Raw genomic sequence first — 23,684 nt, forward strand, 5'->3', positions numbered from 1 at the left:
GAGAGTGCCGGGCGTGCAGAGCTACTGGAGCCAGTTGGCCCTGGTCGGAGTCCTGGTCGTGCTCAACGCGATCTTCGCGGGGAGCGAGATGGCGCTGGTGTCGCTGCGGGACAGCCAGGTGCAGCGGCTGGAACGCACCAGCCGGGCCGGTCGGGTGCTCGCCCGGCTGGCCAAGGACCCGAACCGGTTCCTCGCCACCATCCAGATCGGCATCACCCTCGCCGGGTTCCTCGCCTCGGCCGCCGCGGCGGTCTCCCTGGCCAGGCCACTGGTCCCGCTGCTCGGCTTCCTCGGCGGGGCCGCCGAGACGGTGGCCATCGTGCTGGTCACCCTGGTGCTGACCTTCGTCACCCTGGTCTTCGGCGAGCTGGCCCCCAAGCGGATCGCGATGCAGCGCGCCGAGCGGTGGGCGCTGCTGGTGGCCCGCCCGTTGGACATCCTGTCCAGCTTCACCCGGCCGGCGGTGTGGCTGCTCGGCGCCACCAGCGACCTGGTGGTCCGGCTCGCCGGGGTCGACCCCAAGCACCAGCCCGACGAGATCGGCCCGGACGAGCTGCGGGACATCGTCGCCGGCAACCACGGCTTCACCAAGGAGCAGCGCACCATCATCGCCGGTGCGGTGGAGATCGCCGACCGGCAGTTGCGGGCGGTGCTCGTACCCCGGTTGCAGGTCTTCACGCTCGACAGCGGGACCACCGCGGAGGCCGCCCGGCTGCTGCTGGCCGCCACCGGCCACTCCCGGGCACCGGTGGTCCGCCACGGCGGCCTGGACGACGCGGTCGGCGTGATCCACCTGCGGGACCTGGTGGGGGTGCCGGACGACCGGCCGGTCGACGACTGCGCCCGGCCGCCGATGCTGCTGCCCGACTCGCTGCCGGTGGTCGACGCGCTGCGCCAGTTCAAGGCGGAGCGGCAGCACATCGCCCTGGTGGTGGACGAGCGCGGAGCGGTCGACGGGATCGTCACCCTGGAGGACATCCTGGAGGAGATCGTCGGGGAGATCTACGACGAGACGGACCGGGACGTCCGCTCGGTGCGGACCGAGGCCGACGGTTCGCTGGTGCTGCCCGGCACCTTCCCCGTACACGACCTGGTCGACATCGGCGTCGAGGTGCCCAACCGGCCGGCCGGCGACTACACCACCGTCGCCGGGATGGTGCTCTCCTGCCTCGGGCACATCCCCACGGTGGCGGGGGAGAGCGTCACCATCGACGAGTGGGAGATCACCGTCACCGACGTCGACCAGCGCGCCATCACCCAGATCCGGCTGCACCACGCCCCGACCGCGACCCCCACCGACGAGCAGGAGCCCGTCCGCGACGAGGCCCACGCCTGACCAGCCCGGCCGCGCCTGCCGCGAGCACCTCCCGGGGTACGCGGCCGGCGCGGCGGCCGGCGTTCAGTTCGGCGCTCAGCCCGGCGCTCAGTCCGGCGGGGGCGGGTCGCCGAACGGGAAGCCGGGCACCGGGGGCAGGAGCTGCACCTGGTCGGCGGGGAACTGACGGGTGTCCCGGCTGAGGAACCGCGCGGTGATCCGGATAAGCCAGGGACCGGAGGGGTGCCGCTGCGCCCCGATCAGCCGGCCCCACGTCCGGCTCCACCAGTGGGCGGTCACCAGCACGTCGGTGAGCCGGAGCCGGCCGTCCGGGAGACCACCGCGCACCACCACGTCCACCACCCGGCCCAGCCGCCGGCCGTGCAGGTCGTACGCGGCGCGGCCGAGCAGCTCACCCGCCCGCACGGCCGGCTCCCGGAATCCGGTCGATCAGGTGCCGCCGCAGCCACGTCTCCACCGGTGGGCGGGGCAGTACGTCGGCGCGGACGTGCAGCCGGACCGCGCTGTCGACCCGGGCGACCTGACCGAACGGGATCCGCACCGGCCCCGTCGGCTCGTCGGCGAACCGGTCGGCGAGCGCCACCAGCAACCGCCCGACCCGCCCGCCGATCCGCCGGCCGAGCGCCCCCTGCCCGGTCAGCAGGTACGCCACGTAGGGCAGCCCCTGGTCGTCGACGGCGAACTCCACGTCGTCGACCTTGCCCAGCAGCACCCCGTCGGCGTCCACGATCTGCCGGTCGAGCAGTTGCCGGCCGAGCTGCATCCTCACCGGCCCATCCCCGTCCCGATCGCCAACGGGATCGCGGCCACCGACGCCGCCACGATCACCAGCAGGAACACCGCACCGAGCAGGTTGAGCCACGGCCCGTTCACGTCGTCCCCCAGGTACGTCCGGTCGTTGGCGACGACCAGGATCGGCAGGTACGTCAACGGCAGCACCACCGCGCTGGCGACCAGCATGTACTCGGTCAGCCGCACCGGGTCGACGGTGGTGGACAGCAGCAGCGTCGCGGCCAGCACGCTGACCAGCAGCACGCTGTGGAACCGGGCGGCCTCCCGGGGGCTGACCCGTTTGCCCCACTGCCACCCGAAGTACTGCGCCGCCGCGTACGCCGCCGACAGCCCGGTCTCCAGCGCGGCCCCGAAGGTCACCGCGAAGAACGCCAGCGCGGCGACCGCCAGCCCCACCCCGCCGAACGCCAGCACCACCGGCCGGGCCACCTGGTCGAGGGTCGACAGCGACACCCCGCCCGGGTGGAAGACCACGGTGGCCGTGGCGACCAGCGACAACGCCAGCAGGCCGCCGACCGGGAAGCCGATCAGCACGCTCGACCGGGCGGCGGCGAGGTCGACCGCGCCCCAGCTCTCCTCCACCCCGCCCGACGAGAAGAAGAACACCTCGTACGGGCTGACGGTGGAGGCGAACAGCGCCACCGCCACGAACCAGTACGCCCCCCACCCCTGCCCGGCCGCGTCGGGGTGCAGGGCGCCGTGGGCCAGCGCCGCCCAGTCGGTCGGCAGTCGGAACAGCGCCACGGCGAAGACCAGCAGGGTCAACCCGGCCAGCCCGAACACCCGCTCCATCAGCTGGAACCGCATCCGCCACAGCACCAGCCAGACCGCGAACGCGGCGACCGGCACCCACAGCAGGTAACTCACCCGGGAGGCCAGGTGCAGCGCGAGCGCCACCCCGCCCAGCTCGGCGGCCAGGGTGAGCACCGTGACCAGGTAGGACGCCGCCAGGTTGAGCAGCGCGACGCGCGGACCCAACCGCTCCCGGATCAGGTCGAACACCGCCCGGCCGCTGACCGCCGCGATCCGTCCGGCCATTTCCGCGTACGCGCAGATGCCGACCACCCCGAGCACCAGCACCCAGGCGTGCGCCATGCCGAAGCGGGCCCCCGCCTGGCTCGCCGCCACCAGGTCGCCGATGTCGACGAAGCCGCCGATGGCCGACAGCACCCCGAGGGTGGCGGCGAGGAGCTTCCTCACGTGGGCGCGGGGACGGCGACGGTCACCGAGGCGACGATATCGGCGTACGGCCCACTAAGCGGGCAAACCGGTCAGGATCGCTGTGTCGCCGCGCGGAGTCAGTCCCGGGTGAGGTTCTGCAGGCGGACCTGGCCCCGGGAGACCAGCCGGCCCTCGACGTCGGTGATCTCCACCTGCCAGAGCTGCTGGCTGCGCCCCCGGTGCACCGGCGTGCCCACCGCGACCAGCTCACCCTCGCGCACCGCGCGCAGGAAGTCCGTCTGGTTGGACACCCCGACCACGGACCCCCGGTCACCGAGCCACAGCGTGCCGCCCACGCTGCCGACGGTCTCCACCACCGTGCAGTAGACACCGCCGTGCAGGATGCCGGCCGGTTGGTGCAGCTCCGGGCGGACCTTCCAACGGATCACCACCCGGTCACCGCTGGCCTCGTCGAACGTCAGCCCCAACAGGCCGACCAGACCGCCCGTCATCTCCGGGATCTCCACTGCTGCTCCTCCTCGCTGCACCGGCCCGGCCAGCCTAGTCGGGCCGCTGGCCGGCAAACCGGGTACGGCCCCGGACCGGCGATGGGGGAGAATCGGTGACCGTGACCGACAGCAACCTCCCGCACGGGCGGGCCTCCCTGACCGACGACCTGCGGTGGCGGGGCCTGATCCAGGACTCCACCGGCCCCGACGAGCTGCGTGCCCTGCTCGACGACGGGGTGGCCACCTTCTACGTGGGCTTCGATCCGACCGCGCCCAGCCTGCACGTCGGCCACCTGATGCAGGTCGCCACCGCCCGCCGGCTCCAACTCGCCGGGCACCGGCCGCTGCTGCTGGTGGGTGGGGCCACCGGCCAGATCGGCGACCCGAAGGAGAGCGCCGAGCGCACCCTCAACCCGCCGGAGGTGGTCGCCGGCTGGGTGCAGCGCATCCGCGACCAGCTCGCGCCCTTCGTGTCGTACACCGGGGTGAACGCGGCGCAACTGGTCAACAACCTGGAGTGGACCGGCGAGATGTCGGTGGTCGAGTTCCTCCGGGACGTCGGCAAGCACTTTCCGGTCAACAAGATGCTGGCCCGGGAGGTGGTCCGGGCCCGGTTGGAGACCGGCATCAGCTTCACCGAGTTCAGCTACCAGCTCCTCCAGGCCAACGACTTCTTCGAGCTGCACCGTCGGCACGGCTGTCAGCTCCAGTACGGCGGCTCCGACCAGTGGGGCAACATCACCGCCGGTGTCGACTACGTCCGTCGCCGGGGGGCCGGCCCGGTGCAGGCGTTCACCACCCCGTTGGTCACCCGCTCCGACGGCACCAAGTTCGGCAAGACCGAGGGCGGTGCGGTCTGGCTCGACCCGGAGATGACCAGCCCGTACGCCTTCTACCAGTTCTGGGTCAACGCCGACGACCGGGACGTCACCCGCTACCTGCGCTACTTCAGCTTCCGCTCCCGCGAGGAGCTGGAGGCGCTGGAGAAGGAGACGGCGGACCGGCCGGCGGCCCGGGGCGCCCAACGCGCCCTCGCCGAGGAACTCACCACCCTGGTCCACGGCGCGGAGGAGACCCGGCAGGCCGTCGCCGCCAGTCAGGCCCTCTTCGGCCGGGGTTCGCTGGACGACCTCGCCCCGGAGACGCTGCGTGCCGCGCTGACCGAGGCCGGTCTGGTGGTGCTCACCGGTGAGCTGTCCGACGTGGCCGGGCTGCTGCGCGACTCGGGGTTGGTCGGCGGGCTCAAGGAGGCCCGACGGGTGATCACCGAGGGTGGCGCGTACGTCAACAACACCCGGGTCACCGACGTCGACGCCACCGTCGACCGGGCCGACCTGCTGCACGGGCGTTACCTGGTGCTGCGCCGGGGCAAGCGCTCCTTCGCCGGGGTCGAGCTGCGGCCCTGACCGGGTAGGTCGTTCTCGGCCGGCCTCCGGGTCGATCCGGCGGAACGCTGCCGTCGGGGTGGAGACCCGCGCCACTGCCTGCCTGGGTGGGCCTGGGCCGAACCGTCGTCGGTCGGGCAGGGGCTGACCTGGGCCGAGCCGTCGTCGGGCGTACGGGTGTCCGGCCCGGCTCCGGGGGTGGTGGACGAGTGTGACGTGCGACGCGCCCGCCGGATTTGACGATCAACTCGGCGGGCGCGTAACTTTCTCTCTGCCAGCGCGGAACGGACGAACCGGGGTGAATGCCTCGAAGGCCGGAGCGCGGTGCAAGGTTCCGACTCCGTGGGGTTGCTCCCGCGAAGCGCGGACCGGGCGGTGCCCGGATCGGCCCGGGGGGTCGATTTGGTGAGGCGAAACCGACCGGGTAGTGTATGACGCCGGCAGGGAACCGGGCGTGCTAGCGGGAGACCGCAGCGGCCGGCCTGGCGACAATCACGAGGGTCTCCGGTGCGAGCCGGGGTGTTCGTGGTGTGCGGAAAATGTGGTGGAAGTGGTGTGGATCGCGACAGAGCGGTTTGACATGGCAGATACCACCGGGTAACGTAGTAAAAGTGCCAAGCGCGGGAGCGTGTGGCGCGGTGGACGAGATACCCCAGGTCGGGGCTCTGCGGTTGCGGGGTTTCGGGTGGTGTGTGGTTGTTCTTTGAGAACTCAACAGGGTGCTTGATAAGCCAGTGCCAATTTGTTTATACCCCGTGCTGACTGGGCTTTCGGGTTTGGTTGGTGGGGATTCCTTTGGCAACATGTTGTTTGTTGTCGGGATGTGCTGTTCGACAAGATTTTTGTTGGAGAGTTTGATCCTGGCTCAGGACGAACGCTGGCGGCGTGCTTAACACATGCAAGTCGAGCGGAAAGGCCCTTCGGGGTACTCGAGCGGCGAACGGGTGAGTAACACGTGAGTAACCTGCCCTAGGCTTTGGGATAACCCTCGGAAACGGGGGCTAATACCGGATATGACCTTCTTCCGCATGGTGGGGGGTGGAAAGTTTTTCGGCCTGGGATGGGCTCGCGGCCTATCAGCTTGTTGGTGGGGTGATGGCCTACCAAGGCGACGACGGGTAGCCGGCCTGAGAGGGCGACCGGCCACACTGGGACTGAGACACGGCCCAGACTCCTACGGGAGGCAGCAGTGGGGAATATTGCACAATGGGCGGAAGCCTGATGCAGCGACGCCGCGTGAGGGATGACGGCCTTCGGGTTGTAAACCTCTTTCAGCAGGGACGAAGCGCAAGTGACGGTACCTGCAGAAGAAGCACCGGCCAACTACGTGCCAGCAGCCGCGGTAAGACGTAGGGTGCGAGCGTTGTCCGGATTTATTGGGCGTAAAGAGCTCGTAGGCGGCTTGTCGCGTCGACCGTGAAAACTTGGGGCTCAACCCCAAGCCTGCGGTCGATACGGGCAGGCTAGAGTTCGGTAGGGGAGACTGGAATTCCTGGTGTAGCGGTGAAATGCGCAGATATCAGGAGGAACACCGGTGGCGAAGGCGGGTCTCTGGGCCGATACTGACGCTGAGGAGCGAAAGCGTGGGGAGCGAACAGGATTAGATACCCTGGTAGTCCACGCTGTAAACGTTGGGCGCTAGGTGTGGGGGGCCTCTCCGGTTTCCTGTGCCGCAGCTAACGCATTAAGCGCCCCGCCTGGGGAGTACGGCCGCAAGGCTAAAACTCAAAGGAATTGACGGGGGCCCGCACAAGCGGCGGAGCATGCGGATTAATTCGATGCAACGCGAAGAACCTTACCTGGGTTTGACATGGCCGCAAAACTTCCAGAGATGGGAGGTCCTTCGGGGGCGGTCACAGGTGGTGCATGGCTGTCGTCAGCTCGTGTCGTGAGATGTTGGGTTAAGTCCCGCAACGAGCGCAACCCTCGTTCGATGTTGCCAGCGCGTTATGGCGGGGACTCATCGAAGACTGCCGGGGTCAACTCGGAGGAAGGTGGGGATGACGTCAAGTCATCATGCCCCTTATGTCCAGGGCTTCACGCATGCTACAATGGCCGGTACAATGGGTTGCGATGCCGTGAGGTGGAGCGAATCCCAAAAAGCCGGTCTCAGTTCGGATCGGGGTCTGCAACTCGACCCCGTGAAGTCGGAGTCGCTAGTAATCGCAGATCAGCAACGCTGCGGTGAATACGTTCCCGGGCCTTGTACACACCGCCCGTCACGTCACGAAAGTCGGCAACACCCGAAGCCGGTGGCCCAACCCTTGTGGAGGGAGCCGTCGAAGGTGGGGCTGGCGATTGGGACGAAGTCGTAACAAGGTAGCCGTACCGGAAGGTGCGGCTGGATCACCTCCTTTCTAAGGAGCACCATCCAGTGAAAGCTGGTATGGAGCCCGCGGCCTGCGGATGTCGGGTCGGGGTGCTCGAATGGCGGAGACACTGGTTAGTCGGTTGCCGGCAACGGCTGGGAGTTTTCTAGTACAGCTGCCTTCGGGTGGTGGGAACGGGTTCCTGGTGCGGCTGGTGGTTGGCGGTGAGCACCCTGTTGGGTCCTGAAGGAACAATCCTCGTGGTTGTTTTTTCGGAGCCTTTGGATGAGCGGAAGCTTGTTGAAGGTTGCCAGGCATGGCCTGGCCTCGCATACCGGGTCCTGTGGGGCTGTTTGGTGTGGGGTCGTGGGGTTGTGGGTTGGTTGTTTGTTGAGAATTGCACAGTGGACGCGAGCATCTTTGTGGTCAAGTTGTCAAGGGCGAACGGTGGATGCCTTGGCACCAGGAGCCGATGAAGGACGTGGGAGGCCGCGATAGGCCTGGGGGAGCTGTCAACCGAGCTGTGATCCCAGGGTGTCCGAATGGGGAAACCTGGCACCAGTCATGTGGTGTCACCTGCATCTGAACACATAGGGTGTATGGGGGGAACGCGGGGAAGTGAAACATCTCAGTACCCGTAGGAAGAGAAAACAAATAGTGATTCCGTGAGTAGTGGCGAGCGAAAGCGGATGTAGGCTAAACCGGTTGCGTGTGATACCTGTCAGGGGTTGCGTGGTCGGGGTTGTGGGACCCTGCTGAACAGGCTGACACTTGTTCGAGGAGTTATCAAGTTGGTGGCTAGCCGAACAGTCTGGAATGGCTGACCGTAGGCGGTGAGAGTCCGGTAGGTGAAAGTTGCTGACCTTCTGTGGGTGTTCCCGAGTAGCGGCGGACTCCTGAAATCTGCCGTGAATCTGCCAGGACCACCTGGTAAGCCTAAATACTTCCTGGTGACCGATAGCGGACGAGTACCGTGAGGGAATGGTGAAAAGTACCCCGGGAGGGGAGTGAAATAGTACCTGAAACCGTTCGCCTACAATCCGTCGGAGCCTTGCGGGGTGACGGCGTGCCTTTTGAAGAATGAGCCTGCGAGTTAGTGGCATGTGGCGAGGTTAACCCGTGTGGGGTAGCCGTAGCGAAAGCGAGTCTGAAGAGGGCGTTGTAGTCGCATGTTCTAGACCCGAAGCGGAGTGATCTAGCCATGGGCAGGCTGAAGCGCGGGTAAGACCGCGTGGAGGGCCGAACCCACCAACGTTGAAAAGTTGGGGGATGATCTGTGGTTAGGGGTGAAAGGCCAATCAAACTCCGTGATAGCTGGTTCTCCCCGAAATGCATTTAGGTGCAGCGTCGTGTGTTTCTTGCCGGAGGTAGAGCACTGGATGGTCTAGGGGGCCTACAAGCTTACCGAAATCAGCCAAACTCCGAATGCCGGTAAGTGAGAGCGCGGCAGTGAGACTGCGGGGGATAAGCTTCGTAGTCGAGAGGGAAACAGCCCAGATCACCAGCTAAGGCCCCTAAGCGTGTGCTAAGTGGAAAAGGATGTGGGGTCGCATAGACAACCAGGAGGTTGGCTTAGAAGCAGCCATCCTTTAAAGAGTGCGTAATAGCTCACTGGTCAAGTGGTTCCGCGCCGACAATGTAGCGGGGCTCAAGCACACCGCCGAAGCTGTGGCACTCACATGATACTTCGTCAGGCATTTTGGTGTCTGGTGCAGGTGTGTGGGTGGGTAGGGGAGCGTCGTGCCGGGGGTGAAGCAGCGGGGTGACCTAGTTGTGGACGCGGCACGAGTGAGAATGCAGGCATGAGTAGCGAAAGAAGGGTGAGAAACCCTTCCGCCGGATGACCAAGGGTTCCAGGGCCAGGCTAATCCGCCCTGGGTGAGTCGGGACCTAAGGCGAGGCCGAGAGGCGTAGTCGATGGACAACGGGTTGATATTCCCGTACCCGCGAAGGAGCGCCCGTGATGAACCTTGCTGTGCTAACCACCTGAACTGTTGGCGGTTTTCGGACCGAGAATGGGGAGGCTGGGAACCTGGTGGGTAGTAGTCAAGCGATGGGGTGACGCAGGAAGGTAGCTGAGCCCGGCCGGTGGTTGTGCCGGGGTAAGCGTGTAGGCCGTGCCGTAGGTAAATCCGCGGTACACAGGGCTGAGACGTGATGCCGAGCCGATTCAGGTGAAGTCAGTGATCCTATGCTGCCGAGAAAAGCCTCTAGCGAGTTCTTAGCGGCCCGTACCCCAAACCGACACAGGTGGTCAGGTAGAGAATACCGAGGCGATCGGGCGAACTGTGGTTAAGGAACTCGGCAAATTGCCCCCGTAACTTAGGGAGAAGGGGGGCCGGAGACGTGAAGCCCCGTGCGGGTGGAGCGTTGTATGGCCGCAGAGAGCAGGGGGAAGCGACTGTTTACTAAAAACACAGGTCCATGCGAAGAAGTAATTCGATGTATATGGACTGACGCCTGCCCGGTGCTGGAACGTTAAGGGGACCTGTTAGCTCCTTTTGGGGGCGAGGCGGAGAACTTAAGCGCCAGTAAACGGCGGTGGTAACTATAACCATCCTAAGGTAGCGAAATTCCTTGTCGGGTAAGTTCCGACCTGCACGAATGGCGTAACGACTTCCCCACTGTCTCAACCACAGGCCCGGCGAAATTGCAGTACGAGTAAAGATGCTCGTTACGCGCGGCAGGACGGAAAGACCCCGGGACCTTTACTATAGCTTGACATTGGTATCTGAATGGGCTTGTGTAGGATAGGTGGGAGCCGGTGAAACCTGTACGCCAGTATGGGTGGAGGCAATCTTGAAATACCACTCTGGTTGATTTGGGTATCTAACTTCGGACCGTTATCCGGTTCAGGGACAGTGTCTGGTGGGTAGTTTAACTGGGGCGGTTGCCTCCTAAAGGGTAACGGAGGCGCCCAAAGGTTCCCTCAGCCTGGTTGGCAATCAGGTGTTGAGTGCAAGTACACAAGGGAGCTTGACTGTGAGACTGACAGGTCGAGCAGGGACGAAAGTCGGGACTAGTGATCCGGCACTTGCGTGTGGAAGCGGTGTCGCTCAACGGATAAAAGGTACCCCGGGGATAACAGGCTGATCTTCCCCAAGAGTCCATATCGACGGGATGGTTTGGCACCTCGATGTCGGCTCGTCGCATCCTGGGGCTGTAGCAGGTCCCAAGGGTTGGGCTGTTCGCCCATTAAAGCGGTACGCGAGCTGGGTTTAGAACGTCGTGAGACAGTTCGGTCCCTATCCGCCGTGCGCGTAGGATACTTGAGAAGGGCTGTCCCTAGTACGAGAGGACCGGGACGGACGAACCTCTGGTGTGCCAGTTGTCCCGCCAGGGGCACGGCTGGTTAGCTACGTTCGGAAGGGATAACCGCTGAAAGCATCTAAGCGGGAAGCCTGCTTCAAGATGAGGTATCCCATCCCACTTTGTGGGGGTAAGGCCCCCAGCTAGACGACTGGGTTGATAGGCCGGAAATGTAAGCTCGGTAACGGGTTCAGTTGACCGGTACTAATAGGCCGAGGACTTGACAACAAGGCTGCTACGCGTCCACTGTGCAACTCTGAACAAATACCAGACAACCCCCCACACGCTGGGTGTGGGTGTGTGTGTTGTTTGATATGTTCATAAGGTTACGGCGGTCATGGCGGAGGGGAAACGCCCGGTTACATTCCGAACCCGGAAGCTAAGCCCTCCAGCGCCGATGGTACTGCACTCGGGAGGGTGTGGGAGAGTAGGACACCGCCGGACAATCTTTCAGTCGAGGGCCGCCCCATCCGGGTCGGCCCTCGACTGCGTAGCGTCGTCGGTGACGCAATCAGGAAGGATGTACCTGTGAGTTCAGGACCGCAGGGCGGAGATCGTCCGCGCCGATACGAAGACCGTTCGGACCGACCCCAGGGGCGGGACGCCGACCCTCGCCGGGACGACCGCCCCCCGTACCGGGGCGACCGTGACGACCGCGGTGCTTCGCAGGGCGGCTTCCGTGGCGGTGATCGTCGTGGAGAGGGTTTCCGGTCAGGCCCCCGTACCGGCGATTCGCGGCCCGGTGGTTTCCGCGGCGGTGACTCCCGGGGTGGTGACTCCCGCACCGGCGGTTTCCGGGGTGGTGACTCGGGTGGCGCCGGCGGTTTCCGCGGCGGTGACCGTCGTGAGGGTGGTTTCGGCGGTGGTGACCGTCGTGAGGGTGGTTTCCGGTCGGGTTCGCGTGACGGTGATTCGCGGCCCGGTGGTTTCCGTCGGGACGGCGACTCCCGGTCCGGTGGTTTCCGTGGTGGGGACCGGCGTGACGATGCGCGTGGTGGTGACCGTGGTGGTTTCCGGTCCGGCCCGCGTGAGGGCGGTTTCCGGGGCGGCGACTCCCGCGAGGGCGGTTTCCGGGGCGGCGACCGCCGTGAAGGTGGCTTCGGTGGTGACCGCCGTGAGGGCGGTTTCCGTGGCGGCGACTCGGGCACGGGCGGCGGCTTCCGGGGCGGCGACCGTCGTGAGGGCGGGCCGGGCGGCGAGCGTCGTCCCGGCGGTTTCGGTGGTGGCGACCGGCGCGAGGGCGGCTCCCGTAGCGGTGACCGTCGTGAGGGTGGTTTCGGCGGTGGTGACCGTCGTGAGGGTGGTTTCCGGTCGGGTTCGCGTGACGGTGATTCGCGGCCCGGTGGTTTCCGTCGGGACGGCGACTCCCGGTCCGGTGGTTTCCGTGGTGGGGACCGGCGTGACGATGCGCGTGGTGGTGACCGTGGTGGTTTCCGGTCCGGCCCGCGTGAGGGCGGTTTCCGGGGCGGCGACTCCCGCGAGGGCGGTTTCCGGGGCGGCGACCGCCGTGAAGGTGGCTTCGGTGGTGACCGCCGTGAGGGCGGTTTCCGTGGCGGCGACTCGGGCACGGGCGGCGGCTTCCGGGGCGGCGACCGTCGTGAGGGTGGTTTCCGGTCGGGTTCGCGTGACGGTGATTCGCGGCCCGGTGGTTTCCGTCGGGACGGCGACTCCCGGTCGGGCGGTTTCCGGGGCGGGGACCGCCGCGAGGGCGGTTTCCCGGGCGGCGACCGCCGCGAGGGTGGCTTCGGTGGCGACCGCCGCGAAGGCGGCTACCGGGGTGGCGACTCGGGCACCGGCGGTTTCCGGGGCGGAGACCGCCGTGACGGTGGTTTCCGGGGCGGTGACCGCCGCGAGGGTGGTCCGGGCGGCGACCGCCGTCCCGGCGGTTTCGGTGGTGGCGACCGCCGCGAAGGTGGCTTCCGGTCCGGCCCGCGCGAGGGTGGTTTCCGGGGAGGTGACTCCCGTGAGGGTGGTTTCCGGGGTGGGGACCGTCGTGAGGGTGGTTTCCGGTCGGCACCGCGTGACGGCGATTCCCGGCCCGGCGGTTTCCGTCGGGAGGGCGACTCCCGTGAGGGTGGTTTCCGCAGCGGTGACTCCCGTGAGGGTGGTTTCCGGGGTGGCGAGCGTCGGGACGGTGGTTTCCGCGGCGGCGAGTCGCGCGGTGGGGACCGTCGTGAGGGAGGCTTCCGGGGCGGCGAGCGCGACGGTTACGACCGGCCGCGCCGCGACGAGCAACGGGACGGCGAGGACCGTCGTCGTGAGGGCGGGTTCGGCCCCGACCGGCAGCGCCGGGACGAGGCCGACGGCCGGTCGGTCGCCCCGGCCCTGCCGGACGAGATCTCCGCGAGCGACCTCGACACGGCGGTTCGTGCCGAACTGCTCTCGCTGAACAAGCCGGTGGCGGAGACCGTCGCCCGGCACCTGGTGGCCACCGGTCAGCTGATCGACGAGGATCCGGCCGAGGCGCTGGCCCACGCGATGGCGGCCCGCCGGTTGGCCGCCCGGATCTCCGCCGTGCGCGAGGCGGTCGGTCTGGCCGCGTACCACGCGGGGGAGTGGCAGACGGCGATCGCCGAGCTGCGCACGTACCACCGGATGACCGGGTTGCAGAGCCACCTTGCGGTGCTGGCCGACTGCGAGCGCGCCCTCGGGCGTCCGGAGCGGGCGATCGACCTGTTCCGGGGCGCCGACAGCGACAAGTTGGACAAGGCCGTGGCGGTCGAGCTGCTGATCGTGGCCGGCGGTGCCCGGGGCGACCTGGGGCAGAAGGACGCGGCCGTGGCGATGCTCCAGGTGCCGGAGCTGACCGTCGAGGCGGCCGAGCCGTGGACCGCCCGGTTGCGCTACGCCTACGCCGACGCGCTGCTCGCGGTGGGTCGCCGCGAGGAGGCCCGGGAGTGGTTCGCCCGAGCCGCCGACGTGGACACCGACAGCGAGACCGACGCCGCGGAGCGGCTGCTGGAACTCGACGGCGTGGTGATCGAGGGCGACGACGAGGACGACGAGCCGGCCGGGACGGAGGCCGCCACCGCGGACACCGCCGCCGCGTCGACGGGCGACCACGCCGACCAGGACGACGCCGACGACGATGTCGCCGACCAGGACGACGCCGACGACCACGACGACATCGCCGGACAGGACGATGTCGTCGACCAGGACGATGTCGCCGAGCAGGACGACGCCGACGACCGCGACGACATCGCCGACCAGGATGAGGTCGACGACCACGACGGGGTTCGCGCCGTCCGCGACGGGGATGCCGCCGACGGGGGCGGCGACGATCTCGACGCCGACGGTCACGACGGGGCCGCCGCGCTGAGCCGGGACGGCGGCGACGCCGACCGGGACGGCCCCGACGGCGGCGTCGACGAGGACGAGCGGGACGGGACCGACCACCGCGCCGGTGGGCCGGCGGACGCGGGCGACGCCCCCGGTGCCGCTGCGGACATCCGGCCCGGTGCCGGTCGGGCCGACGACGCGGTGGCTCCGGTCGAGGCGCGGTCGGCTGACGAGCCCGGATCGGCGGCGGACCGGCGATGACCGACGGCGCCGGGGGCCGGTTGGTCGACGAATACGCCCTGGTCGCTTTCGACCTGGATGGGGTGATCTACCTGATCGACCGGCCGATTCCCGGCGCGGTCGAGGCCCTCGGCGCACTGCGGGCCGAGGGCCGGGCGGTGGCGTTCGCCACGAACAACGCGTCGCGGCGTTCCAGCGAGGTCGCCGACCTGCTCACCGGGATGGGCGTACCGGCCGACCCGGCGGAGGTGCTCACCTCGGCGGCGGCCGCCGCCGAACTGCTGCGGGACCGGCTTCCCGCCGGGGCCGCAGTGCTCGTCGTCGGCGCGGAGGCGCTGCGTGCCGAGATCCGCGCCGTCGGGCTCACCCCGGTCGACCGTGCCGACGACGCGCCGGTCGCCGTCGTCCAGGGGTACGGCCCGCAGGTGGGCTGGGTGGACCTGGCCGAGGCGTCGGTGGCGATCCGCGGCGGGGCGACCTGGGTGGCCACCAACACCGACCGGACGCTGCCGAGTGGACGCGGCCCGTTGCCGGGTAACGGCTCACTGGTGGCCGCCCTGCGGCACGCCCTGGACCGGGCACCCGACGTGGTGGTCGGCAAACCCGAGCCGGCGCTCTTCGCCACCGCCGCCCGGCGCGCTGGAACCGGCCGGACATTGGTGGTCGGTGACCGGCTGGACACCGACATCGAGGGTGCCCGCCGGGCCGGGCTGGACAGCCTGCTGGTGCTCACCGGGGTCAGCGACGTCCCCGAGTTGCTGGCCGCAGCCGAGCTGCGCCGGCCGACCCACGTCGCGGCTGATCTGGCCGGGCTCTTCGATCCGGCGGCGGTGGTCCGGGTTCCCGGCGATCCGCAGGCCGGTGGATGGTCGGCGACGGCCGTCGACGGGACGGTGCAGTTGGACGGAGCCGGGCGGCCGTTGGACGCGGTGGCGGCGCTCTGCGCGGTCGCCTGGTCGGCCGGCACCGGTGCCGCCGTACGGCCGGTCTCACCGGAGGCGGAGCGGGTGCTGGCCGGGTTCGGCCTGACCCGCTGACCGCCGGGCCGGGCGGTACCGTTACCGCCCGGCACCCGTTACCCGGTCAGAGCAGCTTGCGGAGCTTCAGCAGGTCGAACGGGCTGGCCTTGATGGAGACCCGGCGGGCGGCCACCGCCTTGGTGACGTCGAGCTGACCGTGCACCAGGGCGACCAGGTCGTCGCTGGTGGTGATCAGGGCGATCTTCGCCTTCGGGTCGTCGCCGTCGCTGAGGTCGACCAGCCGACCGCCGGTGATCCGGCCATGGAAGGCGGTCTCCAGATCGGTGATCCGGCAGGCCAGGGTGCGATCCAGATCGATCTTGCTGGAGGCGTCGGCGTGCCGGTCCAGGCGGTCGGCAAGATCCCGCAGCGCCTGTCGGCACTCGTCCACGCTGGCCACATCGTCCTCCTTGCACCCGCCACGCCGTTTCCCGGCACCGTACCGCAATGGGCGGCGCGGGGCGCCCGGTAGCGTGAGGGCCGGACACTCCCCCCGCGGAAGGACTCAGTCATGCAGGACGCGTGGCGTGCCTACCTGGAGCTGGCCCTGGGCCTGACGGAAGCGCCCCGGAAGAGAGCCCAGGACGCCGCCCGGCGGTTGGCCGGCACGGGCGGTGCGACAGCCGTCCAGCTCCAGGCGCTCGCCGAGGAACTCCTCGCCACCGGCGCGGCCAACCGGGAAGCGCTGACCAAGCTGGTCCGGTTCGAGGTCGACCGGGCGCTCGGCGCGGTGGGGCTCGCCACCGCCGACGAGGTCGCCGAGTTGACCCGCCGGGTGCACGAGCTGGAGCGGCAGCTCCGCGAGGCGCGGAACGGACCGGTGGCGGTACCGGCCGGCGACGCCGCGCCCGACACCACCGCTCCGGCGGGTGGTGCTGTGAAGATGGCCGGTGGCACTGCGGAGACGGCCGGTGGTGAGCCCGGCGACGCCGCGCCCTCGCCCCTGACGGTGGCGAAGAAGGCCGTGGCGAAGAAGGCCGTGGCGAAGAAGGCCGTGAAGAAGGCTGTGCAGAAGCCCGTGCCGGTGGACCCGTCCGCCGGGTCGGGAGCGCCCGGCGAGGACCCGACGCCGCCGTCGCGTCCACCCCGTAAGGCCGCTCCCGGCCGAGGTTCCCCCGGCGGCGCCGGGTGAGCGGCTTCCCCGGGAGCCGGTCGTGACCGGCCCGCCCCGCCCCGCCCCGCCGCCGGCCGGCCGCCCCGGTCCGCCGTCCACCGTCGCGGACGAGGACGTCGACGAGGTCCGCCATCCGGCCGTCGACGCCGCCGTCCGGGCGATGGCGAACGCCGAGGGCCTGCCCCCGGCCGACCAGATCGCCCAGTACGAGGCGGCGTACCAGACGCTGCGGGAGACCCTCGCCACCATCGACCAGGCCTGACCGGACCGGAGAGAACCACCCCATGGCACGTCGTACCCGACTCGACGCCGAAATCGTCCGTCGCGGCCTGGCCCGTTCCCGCGAGCAGGCGGCCGCGCTGATCGAGGCCGGCCGGGTCCAGCTGCGCGGGGTGCCCGCGCGCAAGGCGGCCGCGATGGTCGACCCGGCCGATCCGCTGCTGGTCACCGGTGCCGACCCGATCGACGAGTACGTCTCCCGGGGCGGCCACAAACTGGCCGGCGCGCTCGCCGCCTTCGCCCCCGCCGGGCTGACCGTCGCCGGCCGCAGGTGCCTGGACGCCGGGGCGTCGACCGGCGGCTTCACCGACGTGCTGCTGCGCGCCGGTGCGGCCGAGGTGGTCGCCGTGGACGTCGGGTACGGCCAGCTCGCCTGGTCGCTGCGGACCGATGAACGGGTCCGGGTGCTGGACCGCACCAACGTGCGTACCCTCACCCCGGAGGCGATCGGCGGGCCGGTCGACCTGGCGGTGGCTGACCTGTCGTTCATCTCCCTGCGTCTGGTGCTGCCCGCGCTGGCCGGCTGCACCCGTACCGACGGCGACCTGGCGCTGATGGTCAAGCCGCAGTTCGAGGTCGGCAAGGAGCGGGTCGGCGCCGGGGGTGTGGTCCGGGATCCGGCGCTGCGGGCCGAGGCGGTGCTGGAGGTGGCGGCGAGCGCCGCCGGGCTCGGACTCGGCCTGGCGGACGTGGCGGCCAGCCCGCTGCCCGGTCCGAGTGGCAATGTCGAGTTCTTCGTGTGGTTGCGCCGGGACGCGCCGGCGGCCGACCCCGGACGGGTGCACGCCGTGGTGGTGGCCGGGCCGACCGGCCCCGGGCCGGCTGCGGCGTCCGGGAAGGTGGCAGGGTGAGTGCGGTGCGCGACGTCGCAATGGTGTCCCACGAGGGTGGACGGGAGGCGGGTCCGGTGGACCTCAGCGAGGGCCTGACCGGCCGGACGCGTGACGGGTGGTGGCACCGGTGAGCCGGACCGCGCTGCTGGTGACGCACACCGGCCGGCGACGCAGCACCGAGCACGCCCGCGCGGTCGCGGCCGACCTGATCGCGGCCGGCTTCGAGGTCCGGGTGGTGGCCGAGGAGGCCGAGGACCTCGACCTGCCCGGGGTGGTGCCGATGGCCGGTCTGCGGGCGGCCGAGGGGGCCGAGATCGTCTTCGCGCTCGGCGGGGACGGCACCTTCCTGCGCGCGGCCGAACTGGCCCGCCCGGCGAAGGTGCCGCTGCTCGGCATCAACCTGGGCAAGGTGGGTTTCCTCGCCGAGGCGGAGATCGACGATCTCGACACCGCCGTGCGGGACGTGGTCGGGCGCAACTACACCGTGGACGAACGGCTCACCCTCGACGTCACCGCCGAGTTCGACGGCGGCCCGACCATCGAGTCGTGGGCGCTCAACGAGATCAGCGTCGAGAAGGGCGAACGCGCCCAGATGCTGGAGCTGCTGGTCGACGTGGACGGTCGCCCGCTGTCCCGCTACGGCTGTGACGGCGTGGTCTGTGCCACCCCGACCGGCTCCACCGCGTACGCGTTCTCCGGTGGGGGGCCGGTGGTCTGGCCGGAGGTGGAGGCGTTGCTGCTGGTGCCGATCAGCGCGCACGCGCTGTTCAGCCGTCCGCTGGTGACCGCGCCCACCTCCACGTTCGTCATCACGGTCGACCCGTTCACCACCCTGGCGGTGCTCTGCTGTGACGGGCGGCGGGTCTACGACCTGCCGCCGGGTGCCACGGTGACGGTGCGCCGGGGTGCCCTGCCGGTACGGGTGGTGCGGTTGCGGGACCGGCCGTTCACCGATCGCCTGGTGGCCAAGTTCGACCTGCCGGTGCAGGGCTGGCGCGGCAGCCGCCGCTGATCCCGGATCGCGGACCCGGGGCCTGCGGGGTCTGTCGGACCCCGCCCGGGGCCGCCCACCAGCGGCACCGCCCCGGTGGCCGGCGGGGTGGATCATGCCGGCCCGACCGGTCACCCGTGCCGGCTGGTCAACTGTCCCAGCACGCGTCTACTGTCGGGTGCTGTGCTGGAAGAGCTGCGGATCACCGGACTGGGCGTCATCGAGGACACCACCCTGCCGCTGGCCGGCGGGATGAACGTCATCACCGGTGAGACCGGTGCCGGCAAGACGATGGTGGTGACCGGCCTCGGCCTGCTGTTCGGCGGCCGGGCCGACGCGGGCCGGGTGCGGGCCGCGCCGGGGCGGGCCACCGTCGAGGGGCGGCTGCGGCTCGGCGGCCGGGTGGCCGACGTGGTGCACGCCCGGATCGTCGACGCCGGTGGCGGACCCGACGACGACGGCTCGCTGCTGATGAGCCGTACGGTCACCGTGGAGGGCCGGTCCCGCGCCCACCTGGGCGGCCGGAGCATGCCGGTGTCGATGCTCGGTGAGGTCGGCGAGCAGGTGGTGGCGGTGCACGGCCAGTCCGACCAGTTGCGGCTGCTGCGGCCCGCCGAGCAGCGGGCCGCGCTGGACCGGTTCGCCGGCCCCGGGCACGAGAAGCTGGTCGACGCGCTGCGGGAGGCGTACGGGCGGTGGCGGCAGGTGGTCGACGACCTGGCCGACCGGCGCAGCAACGCCCGCGCCCGGCATCAGGAGGCCGATCTGCTCCGGCTGGGGCTGGACGAGATCACCCGGGTCGACCCGCAGCCCGGCGAGGACGACGAGTTGAAGACCGAGGCGCAGCGGCTGGAGCACGCCGAGGGGCTGCGGACGGCGGCCCAGCTGGCGCACGTGTGCGTGGCCGGCGGGGTGGAGGCGGCCGACGACACGCCCGACGCCACGGTGCTGCTCGGCACGGCCCGGCGCACCCTGGAGGCGCAGGCGGGCACCGATCCGGCGCTGGGTGAGCTGGCCGGTCGGCTGGAGGAGGCGGCCACCCTGGTGGCGGACGTCTCGGCGGAGCTGTCGGCGTACCTGGCGGCGTTGGACGCCGACCCGGCCCGGTTGCAGACCATCTACGAGCGGCGGGCCGCGCTGCGGGCGTTGACCCGCAAGTACGCCGACGACGTCGACGGGGTGATCGCCTGGGCCGAACGCGCCCGGACCCGGCTGTCCGACCTGGACACCTCCGACGAGGTGCTCGACGAGCTGGACCGGGAGGCGCAACGCCTCGCCGGTGAGGTGGCCGAGCTGGCCGGTCGGCTGTCGGCTTCCCGGCAGGAGGCGGCGGTCCGCTTCGCCGAGCAGGTCACCGTGGAGCTGGCCGGGTTGGCGATGCCGCACGCCCGGATCGAGGTGGCGGTGCTGCCCCGGCCGGCCGGCCGGTCCGAGCCGACGCTGTCGGTCAACGGGGTCGAGTGCGGGGTCGGTCCGGACGGCGCCGACGAGGTGGAGCTGCGGCTGCTGGCCCACCCGGGAGCGCCGTCGCTGCCGTTGCAGCGGGGTGCCTCCGGGGGTGAGCTGTCCCGGGTGATGCTCGCCATCGAGGTGGTGTTCGCCGGCTCCGGCGGCCCGCCCACCCTGGTCTTCGACGAGGTCGACGCGGGGGTGGGAGGTCAGGCGGCGGTGGAGATCGGCCGGCGGTTGGCCCGGTTGGCCCGCAGTCACCAGGTGCTGGTGGTGACGCACCTGCCGCAGGTGGCCGCGTTCGCCGACCGGCACCTGGTGGTGGCGAAGGACACCGGCGGCGCGGTGACCACCAGCGGGGTACGGGTGGTGGAGGACACCGAACGTGCCCGGGAGCTGGCCCGGATGCTGGCAGGTTTGCCGGATTCGGATCTGGGTATCGCCCATGCCGAGGAACTCCTGGCCGTCGCGGCGAAGGAAAGACGGCCCTGACCGCGACGATTGTGAGCGGAGGCACACCGGGCCGTGCCCTGGTGTGCTTCCCTGGGTAGGCGGCCCTGCTCAGGCATGTCGCACCGGAAAAACCAGCCTCCCATGCCAGGATGGTCACGATGCGTCTACCCACGTTGCGCCGGACCCGGAACGCGGAACCGGACTCAGTTCTCGGCACCGCACGTCTCGACCGCCGTACCAAGCGGCTGGTCGGCCGGCTCCGCCCCGGCGACATCGCGGTGATCGACCACGTCGACCTGGACCGGGTGGCGGCCGACTCACTGGTCGCGGTCGGGGTCGCCGCGGTCCTCAACGCCAAGCCGTCGGTCTCCGGCCGTTACCCCAACCTCGGCCCCGAGGTGCTGATCGGTGCCGGCATCCTGCTCCTGGACGACCTCGGCGAGGGGATCTTCGAGCGGCTCCGGGAGGGCGACACCGTCCGGATCGAGGGCAACACCGTCTTCGTCGGCGACGAGCCGGTGGCGCACGGTGACCTGCAGGACGCCGAGACGGTCGCCAAGGCGATGGCCGACGCCCGGGAGGGCCTGTCGGTGCAGTTGGAGGCGTTCGCCGCCAACACCATGGACTACCTGCGCCAGGAACGGGACCTGCTGCTCGACGGGGTCGGCGTCCCGGACATCCAGACCCAGATGCGGGGTCGGCACTGCCTGATCGTGGTCCGGGGCTACGACTACAAGGCCGACCTGGACGTGCTGCGCCCGTACATCCGGGAGTTCAAGCCGGTGCTGATCGGCGTGGACGGCGGGGCGGACGCCCTGGTCGAGGCGGGCTACACCCCCGACATGATCATCGGGGACATGGACTCGGTCACCGACGACGTGCTGCGGTGCGGCGCCGAGGTGATCGTGCACGCCTACCCGGACGGCCGGGCGCCGGGCCTGGCCCGGGTCAACGGCCTCGGGGTGCCGGCGATCACCTTCCCGGCCGCCGCCACCAGCGAGGACCTGGCCATGCTGCTGGCCGACGAGAAGGGCGCCTCGCTGCTGGTGGCGGTCGGCACCCACGCCACGCTGGTCGAATTCCTGGACAAGGGCCGCGGCGGGATGGCCTCCACCTTCCTCACCCGGCTCAAGGTCGGCGGCAAGCTGGTCGACGCCAAGGGGGTGAGCCGGCTCTACCGGCAGAACATCTCCGGCTCGTCCCTGCTGCTCCTGGTCCTCTCGGCGATCGCCGCGATGGCCTCCGCCGTGGCGGTCTCCACCGTCGGCAAGGCGTATTTGGGCGTGGTCTCGGAGTGGTGGGACAATTTCGTGTTCCAGCTCGGCCAGCTCTTCTAGCTCCCGACCGATCAAGAGGCTGCAAGCGTGATCAATTTCCGATACCACGTGGTGTCCCTGACCGCGGTCTTCCTGGCCTTGGCGATCGGCCTGGTGGTCGGCACGGCCGCCCTCAACGGCCCGGTGGCCGACTCGCTCAAGGAGACGGTCAACTCGCTGCGCAAGGACAACCAGCAGATGCGTCAGTCGGTCAACAGCCTCCAGAAGGAGCTGGACCTGGAGGAGGACTTCGCCGCCGAGATGGCGCAGATCATCCTGCCGGGCAAGCTCACCGGCAAGCGGGTCATGGTGCTCAGCCTGCCCACCGGGCGGGAGCACACCGAGGGCGTGCTGAAGTCGCTGCAGACCGCCGGGGCCACCGTGACCGGCCGGGTCGACGTGCAGGACAAGTTCGTCAACCCGGACAACAACACCAACCTGATGGAGCTGGCCGTCACCGCGGCCCGGCCCACCGCGCCCGCCTCGGCGCTGCCCGGCAACGGCAACGGCGTGGAGACCTCCAGCGCCCTGCTGGCCAGCGTCCTGCTCGACCGCCCGCAGGGCACCCCGGCGGTGACCGACGCCGACCGGCGGGCGGTGCTGGCCGCGTACGCCAACGCCGGATACCTCACCAGCGAGGAGAAGGTCACCGGCACCGCCGAGGCCGTCGTGGTGGTCAGCGGGCAGCCCTACGTCGACAAGGACTCCGCGAAGAAGGACGAGTCGGTGGTGAAGATCGCCGAGCAGTTCGACCGCACCGGCGCGATCGTCGTCGGCGGCAACGGCTCCGCCGGGGGCAACCTGGTGGCCGTGGTCCGGGGCGACCCGGTGCTCGCGCAGACCATCTCCACCGTCGACAACGCCAACACCGTGCAGGGGCAGCTGGTCACCAGCCTGGCGCTGGTCCAACAGCTCACCGAGAAGCGGGCCGGTCAGTACGGCGTCGGCGACAACGCCACGCTGGTGCCTAGACTGCCCCAGTGAACGAACAAACTGCCCCGGTGACCGGTTACCACCCGACCGCCCCGTCCGGCGGTGCCGTATGAGCGGGTTCGGGCGGCTGCTCGCCGCCGCCGCCGGAGCGGCCGCCGCCCGGTACGCGCTGCGGGAGATCCGTACCGCCCCGGTCGGGCCGGCGCTGGAACGCACCAACTTTCGTGGCCGTACCGTCAGCCTCGCCGCCGGGCCGGCGCTGGCCGTCGGGGCGTCCGGTGGGGGAGCGCTCGGCGCGGGCAGCGTCCCGGCCGGTGCGGCGGTGCTCGTCGCCGGCCTCGGCGCGGGCGCGGTCGGCCTCTACGACGACGTGGTCGGCGCCCGGCCGGAACAGAAGGCCGCCAAGGGCTTCGCCGGTCACCTCGCCGCCCTGCGCGCCGGCCGGGTCACCGCCGGCCTGGTCAAGGTCGCCGGGGTGGGCGCGGCCGGGCTCGCCGCCGCCGCGTTGCTCGCCGCCGACCCCCGGGTCGCCGCGCACCCGCGCCGGCAGCGCCACCGCACCCTCGGCCGCACCGTCGACGTGCTGCTCGGCGCGGGCGTGGTGGCCGGCACCGCCAACCTGCTCAACCTGCTCGACCTGCGCCCCGGCCGGGCGCTGAAGTCGGCGGTGCTGCTCGGCGTCCCGCTGGCCGGTGGCCCGCACGCCGGCATCGCCGCCGGGGCGGTCGGTGCCGCCGGTGGGCTGCTCGACGAGGACCTGGGCGAGCGGGTGATGATCGGCGACAGCGGGGCCAACGCGGTCGGCGCGCTGCTCGGGGTGGCGCTCGCCGCCCGGACCGGCCCGTTCGGCCGGGCCGGTCTGCTCGCGGTCCTCGCCGGCCTCACCGCGGCCAGCGAGAAGGTCAGCTTCACGGCGGTCATCCAGCGCACCCCGGTGCTGCGGGAACTCGACGCGCTGGGCCGGCGATCCGACTGAC

Annotated in this window: 17 protein-coding genes, 3 rRNA genes and 1 pseudogene; 15 read left to right on the plus strand and 6 right to left on the minus strand. The window is 70.1% G+C overall.

Features of this window, described 5'->3' with window-relative positions; all coding sequences use genetic code 11:
* Positions 1-13 precede the first annotated feature (13 nt).
* Positions 14-1,336 carry a hemolysin family protein gene (locus tag GA0070623_RS29110; RefSeq protein ID WP_231932585.1) on the plus strand — a complete coding sequence of 441 codons (1,323 nt, stop codon included), beginning with the start codon at positions 14-16 and terminating at the stop codon, positions 1,334-1,336.
* Positions 1,337-1,423: 87 nt separating this feature from the next.
* Here GA0070623_RS29110 and GA0070623_RS29115 read toward each other — a convergent pair whose 3' ends face one another.
* The 4 genes from GA0070623_RS29115 to GA0070623_RS29130 all read right to left on the minus strand — a co-directional run bounded on the left by GA0070623_RS29115 (position 1,424) and on the right by GA0070623_RS29130 (position 3,801).
* Positions 1,424-1,741, minus strand: a complete 318-nt coding sequence (locus GA0070623_RS29115; RefSeq protein ID WP_067305218.1) for a hypothetical protein — start codon at positions 1,739-1,741, stop codon at positions 1,424-1,426.
* Positions 1,728-2,099, minus strand: a complete 372-nt coding sequence (locus tag GA0070623_RS29120; RefSeq protein WP_231932877.1) for a hypothetical protein — start codon at positions 2,097-2,099, stop codon at positions 1,728-1,730. Before GA0070623_RS29120 ends, GA0070623_RS29115 begins: the two co-directional genes overlap by 14 nt.
* Positions 2,100-2,101: 2 nt before the next feature.
* Positions 2,102-3,328, minus strand: a complete 1,227-nt coding sequence (locus GA0070623_RS29125) for an NRAMP family divalent metal transporter (RefSeq protein WP_067305225.1) — start codon at positions 3,326-3,328, stop codon at positions 2,102-2,104.
* Positions 3,329-3,426: 98 nt separating this feature from the next.
* A complete protein-coding gene (locus tag GA0070623_RS29130; protein WP_172898570.1) occupies positions 3,427-3,801 on the minus strand; it encodes a PaaI family thioesterase in 375 nt (124 codons plus the stop codon).
* A gap of 116 nt (positions 3,802-3,917) precedes the next feature.
* Between GA0070623_RS29130 and tyrS the strand changes: the two genes are divergently transcribed.
* The 4 genes from tyrS to rrf all read left to right on the plus strand — a co-directional run bounded on the left by tyrS (position 3,918) and on the right by rrf (position 11,245).
* Entirely contained in the window at positions 3,918-5,204 is a 1,287-nt protein-coding gene (tyrS, locus tag GA0070623_RS29135) for a tyrosine--tRNA ligase (protein WP_067305238.1), read from the plus strand.
* Positions 5,205-6,025: 821 nt separating this feature from the next.
* A 16S ribosomal RNA gene (locus GA0070623_RS29140) occupies positions 6,026-7,540 on the plus strand.
* 376 nt (positions 7,541-7,916) lie between these two features.
* Positions 7,917-11,029: ribosomal RNA gene (locus GA0070623_RS29145) — 23S ribosomal RNA — on the plus strand.
* 99 nt (positions 11,030-11,128) lie between these two features.
* Positions 11,129-11,245: ribosomal RNA gene (rrf, locus tag GA0070623_RS29150) — 5S ribosomal RNA — on the plus strand.
* The 16S, 23S and 5S rRNA genes sit together here, the layout of an rRNA operon.
* Before the next feature lie 267 nt (positions 11,246-11,512).
* On the opposite strand, the gene GA0070623_RS30505 is transcribed toward rrf, so the two are convergent.
* The gene (locus GA0070623_RS30505) at positions 11,513-13,222 is read right to left on the minus strand and encodes a hypothetical protein (protein WP_172898346.1); all 1,710 of its coding nucleotides are present in this window, start codon (positions 13,220-13,222) and stop codon (positions 11,513-11,515) included.
* Positions 13,223-13,225: 3 nt separating this feature from the next.
* On the opposite strand from GA0070623_RS30505, the pseudogene GA0070623_RS31260 reads away from it, so the two are divergent.
* Both GA0070623_RS31260 and GA0070623_RS29160 read left to right on the plus strand, forming a co-directional pair.
* A pseudogene (locus GA0070623_RS31260) lies at positions 13,226-13,987 on the plus strand (tetratricopeptide repeat protein); the annotation flags it as partial.
* 350 nt (positions 13,988-14,337) lie between these two features.
* Positions 14,338-15,357: an HAD-IIA family hydrolase gene (locus GA0070623_RS29160; RefSeq protein WP_067313342.1), complete on the plus strand. Its 1,020-nt coding sequence runs from the start codon at positions 14,338-14,340 to the stop codon at positions 15,355-15,357.
* A gap of 46 nt (positions 15,358-15,403) precedes the next feature.
* Here GA0070623_RS29160 and GA0070623_RS29165 read toward each other — a convergent pair whose 3' ends face one another.
* On the minus strand, positions 15,404-15,739 hold the full coding sequence (locus tag GA0070623_RS29165; protein WP_067313344.1) for an SCP2 sterol-binding domain-containing protein: 336 nt from the start codon (positions 15,737-15,739) through the stop codon (positions 15,404-15,406).
* 111 nt (positions 15,740-15,850) lie between these two features.
* On the opposite strand from GA0070623_RS29165, the gene GA0070623_RS29170 reads away from it, so the two are divergent.
* The 8 genes from GA0070623_RS29170 to GA0070623_RS29205 all read left to right on the plus strand — a co-directional run bounded on the left by GA0070623_RS29170 (position 15,851) and on the right by GA0070623_RS29205 (position 23,683).
* Positions 15,851-16,471, plus strand: a complete 621-nt coding sequence (locus GA0070623_RS29170) for a phasin family protein (RefSeq protein WP_067313346.1) — start codon at positions 15,851-15,853, stop codon at positions 16,469-16,471.
* A gap of 22 nt (positions 16,472-16,493) precedes the next feature.
* Positions 16,494-16,715, plus strand: a complete 222-nt coding sequence (locus GA0070623_RS29175; RefSeq protein ID WP_067313349.1) for a hypothetical protein — start codon at positions 16,494-16,496, stop codon at positions 16,713-16,715.
* Positions 16,716-16,737: 22 nt separating this feature from the next.
* The gene (locus GA0070623_RS29180) at positions 16,738-17,583 is read left to right on the plus strand and encodes a TlyA family RNA methyltransferase (protein ID WP_067313351.1); all 846 of its coding nucleotides are present in this window, start codon (positions 16,738-16,740) and stop codon (positions 17,581-17,583) included.
* Between the two features lie 109 nt (positions 17,584-17,692).
* Positions 17,693-18,577 carry an NAD kinase gene (locus GA0070623_RS29185; RefSeq protein ID WP_067313367.1) on the plus strand — a complete coding sequence of 295 codons (885 nt, stop codon included), beginning with the start codon at positions 17,693-17,695 and terminating at the stop codon, positions 18,575-18,577.
* 162 nt (positions 18,578-18,739) lie between these two features.
* Positions 18,740-20,497, plus strand: coding sequence for a DNA repair protein RecN (gene recN / locus GA0070623_RS29190; RefSeq protein WP_067313353.1), 1,758 nt, complete (start codon positions 18,740-18,742; stop codon positions 20,495-20,497).
* Between the two features lie 119 nt (positions 20,498-20,616).
* A complete protein-coding gene (steA, locus tag GA0070623_RS29195; RefSeq protein ID WP_067313369.1) occupies positions 20,617-21,795 on the plus strand; it encodes a putative cytokinetic ring protein SteA in 1,179 nt (392 codons plus the stop codon).
* Positions 21,796-21,822: 27 nt separating this feature from the next.
* Positions 21,823-22,758 (plus strand): copper transporter, encoded by a 936-nt coding sequence (locus tag GA0070623_RS29200; protein WP_067313355.1) that lies wholly within the window; start codon positions 21,823-21,825, stop codon positions 22,756-22,758.
* A gap of 58 nt (positions 22,759-22,816) precedes the next feature.
* On the plus strand, positions 22,817-23,683 hold the full coding sequence (locus GA0070623_RS29205) for a hypothetical protein (RefSeq protein WP_067313357.1): 867 nt from the start codon (positions 22,817-22,819) through the stop codon (positions 23,681-23,683).
* The last annotated feature ends 1 nt before the right edge of the window (position 23,684 follow it).

The organism is Micromonospora rifamycinica, from assembly GCF_900090265.1.
GTDB lineage: Bacteria > Actinomycetota > Actinomycetes > Mycobacteriales > Micromonosporaceae > Micromonospora > Micromonospora rifamycinica.